Below are 16,955 nucleotides of genomic sequence, written 5' to 3' on the forward strand. Positions count from 1 at the left end.
ATCTTATCGTCATAATTTAAAAATTAAACTTAACCGACTTGAATACCATATTGTTGGCACATTGCTGCAAGTCCGCCAGCATAGCCTTGACCCACAGCCTTGAACTTCCACTCACCGTTATGGCGATAAACTTCGCCAAAAACCATTGCTGTTTCAGTTGAATAATCTTCTGCTAAATCAAAACGAACCACTTCAACATTGGTGTCTTGATTTACGACACGAATAAAAGCATTCGCAATTTGACCAAAGTTTTGTCCACGTGCTTGTGCATCATGAATCGTTACGGTAATGGCAACTTTTTCAATCTCAGGTGACACTTTCGATAAATCAACCAATAATGTTTCATCATCACCATCCCCTTGACCAGAACGGTTATCACCTGTGTGTTCAACCGAATGATCTTGTGATTTAAGTTGATTATAAAAAATAAAGTCATGATCACCACGAACCTTACCCGTTGCAGTTAATAAGAATGCACTTGCATCCAAATCGAATGCTGCTCCATCCGTTGCACGCTCGTCCCAACCCAAGCCAATTAAAATACGAACTAAGTTAGGATCTGTTTTACTAAGGGAAAGATTTCCCCCTTTATTTAAACTAATTGCCATTTTGTATGTTCTCCTCGATAAAATTTATAATTAATGTCTTCAATACTTAAAAATAGACTTTGTACACGACAAATTTCACAGAACCCTTATCCTATCAGGATTCTGCTTTCTTAAAATTGCCAAAATTTCCTTAAACTCTTCTTTTTTCCCAAAACCAATTAAACGCTGAATCGCCATTTGAACATAGTCTAAACCATAGCGAAATAAACTCATTGAGAGTCGTCCATGCTTCTTTATTATTATCGCTTTTTTTTGATTATGTTGCCATTCACCCGTTAAGTAACACCAACAGAAGCTTATAGCTAACACCGCAATCAATTTTTTCACTCGTCTAGGGTCTGTCAAGCGCGTATTTTCAAGATTAAACCCGCGTCCTTTGAGACAACTGAATAAGGTTTCAATTTCCCAGCGTAATGCATAATCCTGAATAGCATTGGCATTAAACTGAGGAGAAACGACGAGTAAAAGCTCTCCATTTTCTAACTGTAGTGCACTTATATATAGTTTCACCCGACCAACCAAAATCCGTCGTTTACGACATTCAATTTGACCAACTTTAAGATGGCGAAATAAATCACTAATTTTATGATTCTTTCCTAAATGATTGGTGACAATGAAGTTTTTTTAACACGAATGCAGAAGTTGATGTCTTGTTCAATTAACCATGTAAACCACTGCTCACCGATAAACTCTCTGTCTGCGAACACATTCACAATACGGTCTTTACCAAAAATGGCTATAAAGCGTTGAATCAAAGCAATACGCTCTTTCGTATCTGAATTTCCACGTTTATTAAGCAATGTCCAAAGGATAGGTATCGCTATTCCACGATAAACGATTGCGAGCATCAGGATATTAATATTTCGTTTTCCCCATTTCCAATTGGTTCTATCTAAAGTCAGTTGCACTTGGTCGAATGAAAACATATTGAAAATCAACTGAGAAATTTGACGATAATCAAAATACTGACCTGCAAAGAAGCGCTGCATACGTCGATAAAATGATTGTGGTAAGCACTTGATGGGCAAGGCTTTAGATGCAGAAGAAAGATTACATGTTTGCTTTAAAATGATCACAAGCATGATGAGCGCAAAGCACTTTAAATGTGACTTGTTCCATTTTAGAGATTTGTTTAAGATAAGATATAACTCATTGAGATGTGTCATAGTATTCGTCGTTAGAAAACAATTATTGTGACATTATTTCAATGAGTTATCTATTTTTGTCGTGTACAGAGAAAAATAGATATAAAATTAATTTCTATAAAAATATTTTCATCTAATCTTCAAGTTAGATCTTACTTTTATTTACTGCCAGCAACCCAGCGCAATCCAAAACTAAATGCCCGATCAAGTTCTTTATGTCCTTTAACATATTGAACATGGCGTCGCACTTCAATATTACCTTTTTGATTCACTAATTCAACAATTCCACACATGCCGAATGGTTGCCCTTCAATCAAACGAATCTCAATCGGTGGTTGTTCAGGTACATAAATGGTCACAACAGCATCTGTTTCAGCCCAATTTGGAACACCTTGATAAATAAATGCGAAAATCACAACCCGATGAATCTGATCCCAGTTTTTCCCATTGATTCGCAACCATTCGCCACCTTGCAATGCTCCTGTACGATCATCACCAGACAATTCAATGAATGGAAAGGTATGGAAGTTTCCAAAACAGTCTCCTAAAGCCTGTATCACTGACCTCGTTCCATCTTGCATCTCAAAGAGACAACCCAAATCTAGATCAACACTTTTGCCATGATTGAGCATTTTGTCAAAAAAGCTATTTTGTTTTGTCGCTGTTTTTTGATTCCAATTCAGATTAATTTTAATTTCACCAAAAGCCTGATCTTTTTTTGTTAGATTAATTTTATTGTTTTGTTTATCTAAACTAATCTTACTTAAACTTAACTTCTCAGGTTTTGGCGGTACTGGAGCAGTTTGAACAGTAGGCGGTGTATCACTAATCTCTACACCAAAGTATTCTGACAATGGTTTTAATCCACCATTAAAACCTTGATTCACAAAACGGAATTTCCACAATTCTTTATAGCGATAAACTTCTGCCAAGATTAAGGCTTTCTCCGTTTTTTCTGCACTTTTAATCATTGCAGTGGCAGACAACTGACCATTTTCCCACAACTCAATCTGAATATCCTGAACTGCATTGATCGTCAGGTTTCCATCAATTGCAGCACAAAATGAAACTTTGCTGATTTCAGCTTCCAACAATTGGGTATTGACATTAAATTGCGCTAAGTAAGGCGTCTTATGCGTGGATTCTAGTAATTCCACACTACGATTTGGCGTTTGCTTTTGTCCATAAAAAATCATGTCCGCATCGCCGCGCACCTTAGCTTGGGCATTAAGAATATATGCACTCATATCCAAACTTATTTGTTCGGGCATCGCTGTCTTTATTTTTATTTGAAACTGGGGCTGTGTTAAAGCTAAATTCGCTCCAGGAATGAGTTGTTGCATTGCGATACCCTCGTTTATATTATTTGGATTTGTTTTAAATGAAATTTAATTATTTTTACATCATAGCGACAATTAGATTTTTAAACCAAAAACTTTAGCTCGCTCTAAAATTCGCTCTGCCCAATGTTTATGTGTCGCAGGTTCAAGCATAGAACCATGACATGCAAAAACGGCCTGTGCATCTTGATTTAAAATATCTTGTGCTTGTTTCAATTCAATTTCATTGACTTGAAATGCTTGATGCACAATTGGAATTTGTGCTGGATGAATAATGGTTTTACCAGATAAACCATGCTGAATATCTAAGTACAATTCATCTTGTAATAATTTAACTTGGCTAAAGTGTTCACAGACTGGCGCACTTAAAGAAAAGCCATACGGCAAAAACTGCCCAGCTAAATTCGATATTAAAGCCCCGATTGGCGTTTGATATAGAGTCATATCATTTGGGCGACGTAATGCCAAACAATTTAATAAATCATTACCGCCTATCCGCAAGACCAATACGGGATGAAACTGTTGTTGTAAAGCTTGCCTTAATTCCTTCATCGCTCCCATATCAAATGTATCAGGCGTTTCTAAGGTCGGCATCAGTTTTAAATCAGATGATAAAATAGAATGCCATTGATTCAAATTAGATAAGCCAAATTTAGGTAAAACCATACCATCTAATAACGGAATCTCTGCCCACTGCATCAACTCTTCTGCCATTTCTAAATGACGAGGACGAATAAATAACTGTGGATGCTGTGAGTTTCTTTGATTCTGTTGTAAATGTTGTAATAATTTTTTTAAATTCTCTTTCGCAAATTCAACATCATGCTCGACCACGGCATCTTCTAAACATAATACAACTGAACGTAATTCAGGATATTTTTCACCGTTGACCACTTGCCACAAATCTGGTCGCGTGGCTGGCATATATAACGTTGCCCCCAATGACAATGCAGATAACATATTAGTTTTTCCCTAATTTTTGAATTAATGTAATGGCACGATAGGGTGCAATTTGATCACCAACGACTTTGGTTGGTGTCTGGGTAATATCCGTAAGATGGCGTAATAAAGCAGTATCCGCATCATCGGCATCTCGTAATAACACCAAATCAGGCACACGGCGCAAAATTGCACGTGTTGCTTCTGCAATACTCGGCTTAATTCGATTTAAGTTGGTGATCTGATATTGCTGTGCCAAGTCTTGAATCACTTGCTGGCTTTGTTGGTGCTGTTGTTGCCGTTGTGTCTCTGTCCAAACTGCATTCGGTTGAACTGCACATTGACGGCGGATTTGGTTAATTTTTTCAATAAATTGTTGTGATTGATCAAATTTTTCTAGCTGAGTATATTCAATACAACTATGCCATTGGTCAATATTTTGCGCATTAATCTCTTCGGCTTTCAGTGGTTCACCTTCACAAATCGTTCGCGAAATTAAACCTGAAATTGTTGAACCCAACACTCCTGACGGAATCAACCAATCATCACCACTTGCAGCCAACCATGCACAGCCCCCAATATCAGACAATACAACCAAAGGCAGTGGTCGATTGGCAAAACGAGGGTCACCTCCCAAACTACGCTGTAATTCTTGTCGAATTGCACCTTTGCCTGTCCAACCATCTACAAACACAATGGATTGATGTCCATGCTTGGCAATAATGGTTTCTAATGCTGCAAAATCAATTCCTCGATCACGAAGAATACTTACCCCATAATGGATACAAGGACGACCCAAATCTTGTAAAGCATGATAAAGCAACACACCTAAAGGCACACCTGCACGAACAAAACTGACTAATACAATTGGCTCAACAAATTCTGTTACCAATGTTTGAGCCAACTGTTGTACATTCTCCGCCAAACGTTGCTGCCCTTGTTGCAAAGCATTTTCATACAATACTAAATGACGTTCAGAAGGTGCATGTTCCTGACTAATCATCTGAGAATAGTGCTTTTGCCCAGACTGAATTAAATGCTCTTTCTCTACGGTATCCGTCGCCTGAATATGAGTGCGGCGCAATAAAAAGATCACTTGTTCAGGTAAATAACTGCCACTAAACCCTTGTTTTGAAATCAGTGCATCGGCTTGTTGCTTATTGATAATCGCCATAATACCCTTCTTGTACATATTGTTGCGCCAAGTTATGTTTGACCCAACGATTCAATTGGCTATGATTTGGCATGCCCCACCAATCGCATAAATTTAAAAATTCAACATCAGACAAACTATCACCAAAACCTAAAATTGGGCGTTGTTGAGACGCAAACTGTTGCAATAAAAAACGGGCTGCATTAGCTTTACTGACAGGTTTTGGGATAAACGCCAAATTATTACCATTCAAATGAAAATAAAACCCATCTAATAATTCGTCACTCAAACTATTCAATAATTCAGGTAAAAAATTCGGCGCATATGGATTGTCATTTTCAGTATTTTGCTTGGCAACAAGATATAAACCCAAACCTTGTTCTTCAACGATCCATGTCCGAATTGAGCCGAAGTCAACTGCTTGTTGTATCACTTGCATCAAAGCCTGCAACCGCGCTTTATAAGGCAGTAAAACCTGTTGCATCTGTGAATGCCAATCTTGGTTAATTGACAGATCAGCATTTAAAACAGTTCCACCATGAGAACATACCGCGCCATACTGAAATGGCAAATGGACACGAGACAGTGCTTCCGCACTACGTGCAGTCACTGGAATCACATGCGTACTTTGTAATAACCATTGCACAAAATGTTGTTGTACAGGGTTCATATACGCCAAAGCTTGCCCTTGTTTATCGGTCGTTGCCATTTTGAAGTCAGGTTGAGGCGTAATTCGTCGATGTGTTTGAAATAAAGTATCATCCAAATCAACTAACATAATTGGAGCTAAAACGGGAGTTGAACTTAATAAAAAATCAGTCATAAAAACATACAATTAAGAAATATGGTGAGGGTAATCTACAGCACTAATTACTTCGGCATTTGGTAACGCAGCTAATAATTCGGTCGCCACTGAATCTTTCGTCGTTTCAACCGTAATAAGGATACGATCATACGCTACTGGATTGATATTATAGACAAAATTTTGAATACCTAGACCATAGTTATCTGAAAATGCCAATCCCGACTGAATCGCATGTCCCTCTGCGATAGGAGAACGTGTAATCGCACTGAATTTCACATCTGCACCTTGTTGCTGTAAATGTTCCGCCAATAAAAAAGAAGACCAAACATATTCACCACTGCCTAAAACCAAGATTCTTTCTTGTGCTTGAGCAGAGAGTCGAATATGTGCAGTTGTATCCTTTACGGGTAAGCGTCCCCATGTCGGTTGCGCTAAAGCTTCAAATTCACCAAATGCAATCGTATCGACTTTTGGCATCTCAATTTTTTTAGGATTTTCAGCATCTTGCCATTGCCATGTGCCTGTCATCAACGCCACAGATTGACACTCTAGACCTGAAATATGAATCCCTGATGACCAATCCGCTAAAGTTGCAGTCACCACATGCGAAATCTCATTTAAACCTGCATTCTGCAAAGCTGAGATCAGATTAATAAAGGTTTTCCCTGTCGAAGCTTCATCATCAACCAGAACAATACTTTTACTCGCTAAGATCTGAGCATGAATTTCTGGATCAGCAGAGCTATATAACAGTTGATCTTGCGCATGACTGTGTTCTTCTAAAAAACGAACGAGTAATGGCGCGTCTGCCACAGGATGTCGAGTCGTTGTGACATACAAAGCATCAGGATACTGTCGTTGTAACACCTGATGCACACCTGCTCCCAAACCAACGGCGGTTTCTGCCATCCCAATCACCAAAACAGGTTCAGGTAAATTTGCAGGAACTTGTTGTGCTAAATCAGTAAAAGCTTGGCGAATAATCACAGGACTCACTGGAATATGCCGCCCCAATACTTTTGATACAAATAAAAAAGCACGTTTTGGGTTAATACGTTCGGCAAAACCTAATAAATCTTGCCATTGCCATACATTATCTTTGCTAGGTTGTAAGGTTAATGTGCCGCGCTGCAATTCAATCTTAATCATAAATTTTTATCATTCAAATCAGTAAAAAGTATATTTAGTGATCAAATCTGGAAGTTAAACTTGCAGACTTTGACTAATATTTCGAACTGTTATATTGCTAGGCATAACTTCCGCTTGGTACTCATGCTCAAGAAACTCTGAAATAAGTGCAACCACTAAATTAACACCACTATGGAAGGTATGACTAATTCCACCTGAAGGTCGTGGATTGACTTCTAAAATATAGAGTTCACCGACATGGTTATAACGCGCCTGCATATTCACTAAACCATCACAATGAAATAAACGTGCTACGCGTCTCCCAAGATCAATCGCAGGATCATCTAAGGTTAAGGTTTGATAATCACCACGATGTTTATAACGAGCCACGGCATAACGCACTTCACCATGAACACAGAACATATCGACAGAACATTCATGCCCAGATAAAAATGGCATCACCAAATAGGCTGGGGTTTGTGTGAGCTGACGGTAACTTTCAATAAAGGTCTGTGGATGAGCTTTAAAATTTTGGCTGTTATGAAACATATCGAACGGTGTAGCATTTGGGTCTAAACGCCAAAATCCAGAAGCAAATACCCCTGTCACAGGCTTTACACAGACATCACCTTGCGCTGACCATTCATCATAAGCAGTTTGTAATTGATCCGCTGTTTCAACAGTCGTTGCAGGCACAACAGGAATATCATGCTCTGTACAAATTTGTGTAAATGCTGATTTATCATGTAGCTGCCCTACATTTTCTGCGGTATCACAGCCTGCCATTAGACGAATACCAAGCGCATCAAAACGATACTTTTGCTCTAAATAAATACGTCCAAACCGTCCAGCAACAATCAATTTAACCTGTAAGCGCTGTGCTTGCTCTAACACCCATTCTACTCGTTCTGACAGAATAGGCTCTTGTAAGGCGATATCCGCAGCAGATGTAATTTCAGGACGCAAATCTTGATGAGATGCAATAATATGAATCGGAAAATCTGAACGCATCTGCTTTGCAGCTAAGACCAAATCTCTTTGACAAGAATGTGCTTGAGTAAACCAAATTCCAATTGAATGCGGAGAAATAACCTTTGTTTCATCAATTTGTGGAGCATTTAAATTTAACTTTATCATGAAGAACACACTACCATCTGAACCACCACTAAACGCCCGCCATCCTGACGGGATAATAAAATTTGCTTGCCATCTGTTAATTCAATTTTTGTACCAATCGGCACGACTGTCTTCGTTGCTACATCCATCAAATCAGGTAAATTTTCATTGACCAACCACCATTGCCCTTGATGAAAAATAAAATAACCCACACGTTTAGTTTGCTCAGCAGTCAGACGCTCATTGGGTACAATTAAACTATTCGCATGCCACTGATAGATTGACTGCCCTGTCCAGACCATTAACCGATGGTTATCAGGTCTAAAACTGCCTTCTTGACGCGCTGAATATAAATTTAAAACAGGTAATTGCCCTTTAAATTGAGTACCACAGAAAGGACATATAGGTTTTGTCGTATTATCAAAAATATACCATTTTTGACTGCAATTCGTATTTAGACAAGGTTGAATTAAATCAACTGTTTTCACCAAGGCCGTTTCCCAGTCATTTGCTGAGGGACGCTGTTGCGGTTGATGTAAACCTGTCACAAAGCTTTGTAAAAACAGTTCTTTTAAATAAGGACCTGTCACATCAAAAGGAATTTTTTCTGGATCAGCCCAAGGTAAAGCACTCGGACGAACTTGACTTACTTTGACTCGATTACGATGATCCGTTGGATGTTCAATAAATAAAGCTTGTTCACCCATTGCGAGATTTTCATCTCGTTGAGGATCATTGAGATCATGCACTAACCCACCACGCAATGGATGCCGATACAGCAAATACATATAGATCAATACTGCCAAAGCATGGCGATCAGTCATGATATTCGGAAGATTCCGCTGTAGGTCATCTCTTTTTAAATGATTGGTTTTCACCACTTCAGGCGCAATGAAATCAGGCGTTCCGACCACATCAGGTGGATATTTTCCAGGCACAACCAAACCATCAACATCAATTACACAGGCACGGCCAGTTACAGGATCAATCAAAATATTCTTGTAGGATAAATCTGAATGCGCCAAACCTGCTGCATGCATACGGCGCACAGCACGGGCAATTAAAATACAAATTTTTAAATAATTCAGCCATGTACCTTTTTCTCGTTCGTCAAGGAAGCGATTTTGGTTATTGGCACTTGCAAACCACTTGCCTTCTTTTTCTTTGCCTTTAATTCCCAAAAAATCATCATTCTTCGAACCAAATTCAAAGAAAAATGCCTGTTGATAGGTCGGAGCTGTGATTCCAAGCAAGCCATTATATTCCACCAGACCATCAGGCCAACAAAACACATTCTTCCAATAATCACCACCAGCACTATTAAAAATTCCTTGCCATTTATTGCCGACAATTTCTTTTAAACGATCTTTTTGGCGCTCTAATTCTGCTTGTGATTGATAAAAACTGTTTTTCTCTTTCGTAAAAAAACACACTACATAAGATTTATCAGGAGAAAAATAGACATCTTTCATTGCTCCTGAGCCAATCACTTCATCCACAAATGCAATCGACCGACCATCTAAAGTTTGACACTGGATAATCTTAGTCATGGGCAAGACCCTCCACATCCACACTCACAGGCTTATTCCATAAAATAGCCAAAGTACGATCATCATGATGTCCTGCACTAAAGAACTTTGACCATTCCAATAAAGCCTGATCTGGATGCGATTGCTGTAACTGTGGTTCAAGTTCTTGCCATAATGCCTGCCATTTTTCGTGGTTCGCAAGCCCAGCATCCGTTTCAAAACGCGGATCGGAAATACCATCTGTCATTAAAATCACAGCTTCACAATCATCGTAATAGCCAATATTGACGCGACTACCAAACTGTTGTGCAAAACTGCGATCTAAGAAACGGGTTTGCCCAGCAAACTCTCCACCATCAGGTTTACCCATTAAGCGCACTTTATCTTTGGCATATACAGCGATCGCACCATCGCCCATCCAGAAGGTACTAATAAAGGTTTTTTGCTCACACTGTTTAACCATAGCCACCAACAAAGTCGTAGCATAGGCCTTGGCTGCAACCTGCTTTAACTCAGCTTCCTGCTCAATGGTCTCAATCGCCACTTGGGCTGTTTTATAGAAAGTATCATGAAAATCTTTATAGATTTGCTGTGCAACAGACTTGGTCATTTCATCATCACTGCCAACTTGCCATTGCTGCAATAAGCGATCCAGATGCGGATGATGATGTTCAAGGTAATCCGTCAGCGTTTTGGCTGCACTTTGCACCGCAAGTAGAGAACCTTGCCGAGAATAACTGGCACTGCCAGCACCGTCTGCAACGATCAACACTGACCAATCAGTCTCTGCAACACGTGCAATCAAAAAATCATCATCACGGAAAGTACCTGCGTGTTCATGTGAGCGCCCGCGCTGGCTACAGGCAGCAAGGTTAAAATACTCAGTCTGAATCAGTTGATGGTCACTATGTGCTTTCTGATAAGGTTCATTGATATCAGGTTCATTGACCTGCCATAAACTACGCGGATCAGCGGTAATAATAAAGGTCACCTCACCCGAAGACCATGATTGCGTGGCTTCGTTATTTTTATACTGAAATGCCATTTTAAATTCGCCTGCTTGTAGCGGTATGCCCTGTAATTGTTGTGCGTCATCATCAAATACGATGCCTAAGTCTTCTGGAATCTTGATTGATTCAGAACAAATCAGCACGTCCTCTTTGACTGGATATTGCATTTGAATACGTGCTTGATAGTCTTGCCCAACGCGTGCATTGGGTATCTGAAAATGAGGCATTTTTTTCACCATCTTCACCTCATGATTTGGTTTTCCTGAGGCATTATTCTGATTGTGGTCTGTATTTTTTGCGTCGATATTTGTGGTCGACTTAACTGACAATAACGAGGTTATCGGAAGTGACATCACAGTGGAGCGATCATTTATAAGAGACGCTTCAGTTTCTGCATCAACTGGATGAGACAAATAAAGCTCATCTAGAAAATCAAGTTGATCAATTGACTCCAATGCATCAGCCTCAGTGATTGGAGTCAGTGCCATTTGAGTATGATCGAATAGCGGTTGGCTTGATTCAGCGCTATTGATATTTTCAGCTTTCGAGATGTAAACCGGCAAGCGCCCCTGCTCCAAGATGCGCTGTAATAAAGAATGCTGAAACGCTGCTGACTGTTCTAATTGAAAGCCTATTTGCTCATAAATCTGTTCAGCCAAATCATGATAGGCATTATAAATTTTCTTGCTACTTAGTAATTGATCAAGAGAATCATCATCAAGTAACAGAGGGTTCTGTTGGGTTTGATCTTGTAACAGCTGCTTTAATGTATTTAAAAAAGCGGTCTGAACGTCAGGAGTTAAAGTTTGCGACATGGCTTTTCCTAGATCCAATTGTTAACCACGTCCTCGTTGCACATCGAAGCCGTCCATTCCACCATAACCAAAACTGACTTGGCGACGACACCATGGGCAAGTCACGTCCTCGCTAAAACCGTCATAACACATCAATTGGCCACAACCACACATGGCAAAAGCCGTTTCAGCCAAACAATGTGGACATTCTGGAGTACCTTGTAATAGCGTGGTATTGACCTGCTGCTGATGTTGGGTTTGATCAGACCAAGTAAAATAATCCTCATCAATTTTGCAGCATTCGGTCAATTGAAAATGATATAAATTCAGGTTGATATTTAAATCTTGAGGCGCTTGATACTGAATTTCACGTTCAAATTTCATTAAATAGGGTCGATTCATCTTGCCACAACGCCCCACAAAAGTGACACAGTTTTCATCCACCAAGGTTTTCTTGGCTGGCAAATCCTTGACCAGACGCATATAACGCTCATCGATTGGCGGTAAATGATCTTGCTGCTGTCCATCGCCAATACTTTTACTTTGTGCAACCACGGACGCACTAATCCACTGGAAAAACTTTTTAAAGTCTTGTTCATTCAACTCATCAAAAGCAATACAGTGTTCTGTTAATTGCTTGAGCGTTGCATAATCAACGTTTTTACCCATTCCTAAGGCAATCAGCGTACAGCGTCGCGCATATTTCTTTTGCCAGCGATATATCGCATCTTTACATTCATCGGTCGGACGACCATCTGTAAACAAATATACGATTGGCTTCCAATCCCCTTTAATTTCTTCCGTTGTTTTAATCAAATGACGATCAAATTCATTCATCAAATGTTCTAAGGCTTTGCCTAAATGTGTTCCGCCACCCAAAGGTAATTTCGCAGGATAATAAGCAAACACTTCCACTAACGGAACTAAGGTTCGGACAATCCCTGCAAAGGCAATAACAGAAACATACACGGTTTCCAAGGCATATGGATCTTGACGTAATTGTTGCATAATCAACTGGATGCCTTGTTGCATCTGTTGAATATTTTTCCCCGCCATCGACTCAGAACAATCCAATACGAAAAAAACAGGTAAACGGCGCATCTTCTGATTATCCTTAATATATTCTTTATTTTATTTACAACACCACTTGCACTTCGGGTGGCGGTGGCGGCAATGAAACAGAGCCTGAAATCCCCGCACTACTGCTTCCCACCACGACACTGGCAGACACCCACTTAAAGAATCCTGCAAAAGAGGCCGCATCCATAGTATCCAATACCACGACTTTATCGGTCAGTTGTAGGAGATGTTCCTGTTTGGCTTTTGGCCCAGCGGCACAGGCAACGATACTGGCAAAGTTTAACTGTTTTATGACAGGAATCGCTTGCTGGTAAGCATAGACATCTGAAGGTGAGCCGTCAGTCATCACAAATAATAGCGGACGCCAATCCCCTTTGACCTCATCAGTGCTTTTCTGTAATTGCTGAGTGACTTGCTCAGCCAACAACTCTAACGCAGCTCCCATAAAAGTTGCGCCTGCACTTGGAACATCGATATCGGCAAGTTGCACTTGATCCAAAGGCGTTAAAGGCAAATAAACCTTCGCTTCCAGATCAAAGGTAATAATACTTAAATGCACACTCTCCAATGCATAAGGATCTTGCCGTAATGCACTCAACATGGACTGCAAGCCGACGTTCACCGAATGAATTGGCTCACCTCGCATTGATCCAGAGGTATCTAATAAAATATAAACGGGTAAACGGCGCATGTTGTTCTAAACCTTTCTTTAGCCGAAAATCAAATTTTTAAGCGTATTGTTTTAACCATTCCACAAATGAATCAGATTGGGAAGCCTGTCCGACTGCATTAAATTTCCATCCTGCCGATTCACGGACAAGTTCAGCAAACAGTAATGAGCGCTGTTGATCATATTGCCCAGTACCCGACAAATCGAAACGAACCATTTCCTTGCCCGTGGTATCTACTGCACGGATAAATGCATTTTTGACTTGCCCAAAATGTTGGTTATTTTCAGCAGCTTTATAGATTTGCACCACAAAAACCACTTTTTGGTATTGTTGATTCAGGTCATTGAGCTTCACGATAATTTGTTCATCATCGCCATCACCCGCACCTATACGGTTATCACCTGTTAACCAAATATGCCCTGAAGAATGTTTTTGATTATTAAAAAAGATAACATCACTATTTTCTAAGGTGACATTCCCCTGCGCATCTCGCCCCAGATTATTAACCTTGCCATTACTCCCAACCAGAAAGGCAATCACATCCAGATCATATTCAGCGCTATTGCCACCAAATAATCCGCCAAGAAAGCCTTTTTTCTGTTCCTGAATATCCCAACCTAAACCAATCGTTACTTGAGACAAATTATTTTCAGTTTTATTTAAACTTATGCCTTGACCTTTATTTAAACTCACAGCCATAGTTTTACCCTCTTATTTAATCTTTAATTTGCTTTTATAGTACGATGTTGACTTCAGGCGGTGGAGGTGGCAAATCGCCCAAGCCTGTGACTTCTTTTTGTCCTGCATCCACTTTCTGGCTGCCGGTTGAAATACTGGCAGAAACCCATTTAAAGAATGCTTTAATCGTATTTGAATCTGCCGTTGCCAATTCAACAACAACTTCTGTGATTTGTTTTAAAACTGAAGTATCAGCGCCATGTCCCGCTGCGCAGGCCACGATTACCCCTGTTTTGACTTGTTGTAAACGTTGCAACTTTACGCCAATCATCTGTTGGCACACCATCAGTCATAATGAAAATCAATGGTTTCCAGTCACCTTTGACCTCTGCTGTGGTTTTTGCCACTTCTTGTTCAATTTTAACGGCTAATAGCGCTAAAGCATTGCCCAAGGCTGTGGTTTTTGTGACCTGCAAATCTGGCGCTTGGATAACAGCCAATTCAGTTAAAGGCACTAACTGTTTGGCTTGGCTGTCGAAACTGATTAAAGATAAATAGGCCGTTTCCAGCGCATAAGGATCTTGACGTAAAGTCGAAAGTAAAATTTGCACCCCATTTTTTACGGCTTCTATAGGCTCACCGTGCATAGAGCCTAAGGTATCAAGTAATAAATAAACTGGTAAACGACGCATTATTTTTTACCCTTATTTTGTTATGATTTAAATTTTAAACATAGATTACACTGTTGACCTATGTAAATCATTACAAAGTAAAAAAATAAATACTCTTCTGTCTATTCCACCTAAGGTTTGAGCTGAATATTGACCAATTCTGCATCAAAAGTATCAACCAAATTCTTAATTGTCGGCTCTTGGTTTAATAGCTCGACGGCACGACGATAAGCTCTTTCTTTACGTTCATTCTGCATTATTAAAGGCGTATTAGAATTCACAGCACCATATTGCACACTGAACAACGTTTGTGGCCACTGTTCTTTTAATGCATCTTCTAAGCCATGCTGCAATTGCGACAACATACCTTCATATTCTTGAGGAATATGGAAAATAGAAGTACCGTTGATCTGTCCTTGCATCACACCATGTTGGGCTAACTCTTGAACAGCAGGTGAAAGCTGGCTGGTTCTAAACCAGTATTCCCACTTCTCCAAATTCCACTCACCTTCCAAAACCTGCTCACGCAATTTTAAAATATCTTGAGGCGTCAGATCAGTTTGTCTGTGATCTTTCTGTTGTCTTACAGGTGCTACTGGTTTGTGTGCGACAACAATCGGTTCCGAAACAACAGCTTCAAGCACTTGCTCTGCGATGAGATCAAGTGCCTGTTCAGCTTGAGGTTGCTCTAGCTGTACTTGAGGATTTTGCTCAACAGGAAAAACCAATACATCATCCACTTCAACGATATTCGACTGAATCGTGTGTTGTTGCGCTGATATATCCAATCCAATCAACTGCCCATCTTCTGCATCAAAAACTATTAAGCTGCTATCTGAATTTTGCGCAACAGGTTCAGGTTCAGGTTCAGGTTCAGGTTCAGGTTCAGGTTCAGGTTCAGGTTCAGGTTCAGGTTCAGGTTCAGGTTCAGGTTCAGGTTCAGGTTCAGGTTCAGGTTCAGGTTCAGGTTCAACGCTAATCGTTTCTTGCTGAACTGCAAACTGATTTTCTATACTTAAATCCTGTACGGGCTGATGTGCTTCAGGCGCTGTAATTTGCGTAATAGGTGTTGCAGTTACGGTAACTTCATTCAAAGTCAAAGGTCTAAACGCCAGTAAACGCAACACCGTCATTTCAAAGCCTTGCTCTTGCGTCACCGCAAGTTGCAACTCAGCTCGACCTTTACAGGCAATTTGATAATACAACTGCAAATCTTGAGCAGAAATGAGTTTCGACAATTGTAGAATCTTCTGGTTAATTTCTTCACTATATTTCAGTGCAAGATCAGGTAAATATTGTAACAATGCCAGTTCATGCAAGGTAGAAACCAATTGATCCAAAACCAAAGACATGTCTAAAGCTTGCTGTCTAAATTGTAGAAGGAGCTGACTTACTCGTGCTTGCTGATTTTGATGGATTGCCAAAATCAAATCATAAATAATGGTTCGGTCAATCAAACCGAGCATATCTTTAACATCTTGATGATGGACTGCACCTTGACCATAGGCAATTGCTTGGTCTGTTAGAGACAATGCATCACGTAATGATCCTTGTGCAGATTCTGCAATTTGCCAAATTGCATCTTGATCGGCTTCGATATGCTCTTTATTTAAAATTGTTGTTAAATGTTCTGTAATTTCATCAACAGCCAAAGGACGTAAGGTAAATTGCAAACAGCGCGAGATGACAGTAATCGGCAGTTTTTGTGGATCTGTCGTTGCAAAGAGGAACTTCACATGCTCAGGTGGTTCTTCCAGTGTCTTGAGCAAGGCATTGAACGAATGCGTTGAAAGCATATGCACTTCATCGATCAGGTAAACTTTGAAGCGACCCTGCGTCGGCGCATAAGGTACATTGTCGAGTAACTCGCGAGTATCTTCAACCTTGGTCCGTGATGCCGCATCGATCTCAATTAAATCAATAAAACGACCTTCATTGACCGCTTTACAAGTTGCACAAACTTCACACGGCGTTGAGGTCACGCCTGTCTCGCAGTTCAAACATTTGGCTAAAATACGGGCAATCGTGGTTTTACCGACACCGCGCGTTCCTGTAAACAAATAAGCATGATGCAAACGCCCACGTTCTAATGCGCTGGTTAAAGCACGAGAAACATGGTTTTGCCCAACTAACTCATTGAAATTACGAGGACGGTATTTTCTTGCCAGTACTTGATACATGTATGCTCCTTTCTGCATCTTAAGCATACTGTTTTTTTGAAAGGCTGTGAACGAGTCCATTTCTAATTGATCAAGATTAAATACTTTCTGGAGCTTTTAAACCGAATT

14 protein-coding genes and 1 pseudogene are annotated in these 16,955 nt (G+C 40.0%); all 15 read right to left on the reverse strand.

The annotated features are described in order from the left end of the window. Nucleotides 1-29: 29 nt before the first annotated feature. Complete coding sequence (locus tag ACN19N_RS08795) at nucleotides 30-608, reverse strand: TerD family protein (RefSeq protein ID WP_269230274.1); 579 nt, start codon at nucleotides 606-608, stop codon at nucleotides 30-32. Between the two features lie 75 nt (nucleotides 609-683). Further along, nucleotides 684-1,774 (reverse strand): IS4-like element ISAba1 family transposase gene (locus tag ACN19N_RS08800; RefSeq protein ID WP_100222571.1). Its coding sequence is split into 2 segments (ribosomal slippage): nucleotides 684-1,234 and nucleotides 1,234-1,774, totalling 1,092 coding nucleotides; the frame shifts between segments, so codons are not numbered across the junction. Between the two features lie 137 nt (nucleotides 1,775-1,911). After that, entirely contained in the window at nucleotides 1,912-3,096 is a 1,185-nt protein-coding gene (locus ACN19N_RS08805) for a TerD family protein (protein WP_420001127.1), read from the reverse strand. Between the two features lie 72 nt (nucleotides 3,097-3,168). Next, a complete protein-coding gene (locus ACN19N_RS08810; protein WP_269238013.1) occupies nucleotides 3,169-4,053 on the reverse strand; it encodes an HpcH/HpaI aldolase/citrate lyase family protein in 885 nt (294 codons plus the stop codon). Between the two features lies 1 nt (nucleotide 4,054). Next, nucleotides 4,055-5,206, reverse strand: coding sequence for a cysteine protease StiP (stiP, locus tag ACN19N_RS08815; protein ID WP_420001128.1), 1,152 nt, complete (start codon nucleotides 5,204-5,206; stop codon nucleotides 4,055-4,057). Next, nucleotides 5,190-6,008, reverse strand: a complete 819-nt coding sequence (locus tag ACN19N_RS08820) for an HAD hydrolase family protein (protein WP_420001129.1) — start codon at nucleotides 6,006-6,008, stop codon at nucleotides 5,190-5,192. The genes stiP and ACN19N_RS08820 overlap by 17 nt, the downstream gene beginning before the upstream one ends. A gap of 12 nt (nucleotides 6,009-6,020) precedes the next feature. Continuing rightward, the gene (locus tag ACN19N_RS08825; RefSeq protein WP_269230269.1) at nucleotides 6,021-7,139 is read right to left on the reverse strand and encodes a phosphoribosyltransferase domain-containing protein; all 1,119 of its coding nucleotides are present in this window, start codon (nucleotides 7,137-7,139) and stop codon (nucleotides 6,021-6,023) included. 54 nt (nucleotides 7,140-7,193) lie between these two features. After that, the gene (locus ACN19N_RS08830) at nucleotides 7,194-8,255 is read right to left on the reverse strand and encodes an ATP-grasp domain-containing protein (RefSeq protein ID WP_420001130.1); all 1,062 of its coding nucleotides are present in this window, start codon (nucleotides 8,253-8,255) and stop codon (nucleotides 7,194-7,196) included. Continuing rightward, nucleotides 8,252-9,784: a helix-hairpin-helix domain-containing protein gene (locus tag ACN19N_RS08835; RefSeq protein WP_420001131.1), complete on the reverse strand. Its 1,533-nt coding sequence runs from the start codon at nucleotides 9,782-9,784 to the stop codon at nucleotides 8,252-8,254. The genes ACN19N_RS08830 and ACN19N_RS08835 overlap by 4 nt, the downstream gene beginning before the upstream one ends. After that, nucleotides 9,777-11,588, reverse strand: a complete 1,812-nt coding sequence (locus ACN19N_RS08840; RefSeq protein ID WP_420001132.1) for a PP2C family serine/threonine-protein phosphatase — start codon at nucleotides 11,586-11,588, stop codon at nucleotides 9,777-9,779. Before ACN19N_RS08840 ends, ACN19N_RS08835 begins: the two co-directional genes overlap by 8 nt. 21 nt (nucleotides 11,589-11,609) lie before the next feature. Next, nucleotides 11,610-12,668 (reverse strand): TerY-C metal binding domain-containing protein, encoded by a 1,059-nt coding sequence (locus ACN19N_RS08845; RefSeq protein WP_420001133.1) that lies wholly within the window; start codon nucleotides 12,666-12,668, stop codon nucleotides 11,610-11,612. Between the two features lie 34 nt (nucleotides 12,669-12,702). Continuing rightward, nucleotides 12,703-13,338, reverse strand: coding sequence for a vWA domain-containing protein (locus tag ACN19N_RS08850; protein WP_420001134.1), 636 nt, complete (start codon nucleotides 13,336-13,338; stop codon nucleotides 12,703-12,705). A gap of 37 nt (nucleotides 13,339-13,375) precedes the next feature. After that, nucleotides 13,376-14,017 carry a TerD family protein gene (locus tag ACN19N_RS08855; RefSeq protein WP_420001135.1) on the reverse strand — a complete coding sequence of 214 codons (642 nt, stop codon included), beginning with the start codon at nucleotides 14,015-14,017 and terminating at the stop codon, nucleotides 13,376-13,378. Nucleotides 14,018-14,051: 34 nt separating this feature from the next. Beyond that, nucleotides 14,052-14,688 (reverse strand): annotated as a pseudogene (locus ACN19N_RS08860) (vWA domain-containing protein). 110 nt (nucleotides 14,689-14,798) lie between these two features. Then, the gene (gene dnaX, locus ACN19N_RS08865) at nucleotides 14,799-16,847 is read right to left on the reverse strand and encodes a DNA polymerase III subunit gamma/tau (RefSeq protein WP_420001136.1); all 2,049 of its coding nucleotides are present in this window, start codon (nucleotides 16,845-16,847) and stop codon (nucleotides 14,799-14,801) included. Between the last annotated feature and the right edge of the window lie 108 nt (nucleotides 16,848-16,955).

This window comes from Acinetobacter sp. LF10 (genome assembly GCF_048585715.1).
Lineage (GTDB): Bacteria > Pseudomonadota > Gammaproteobacteria > Pseudomonadales > Moraxellaceae > Acinetobacter.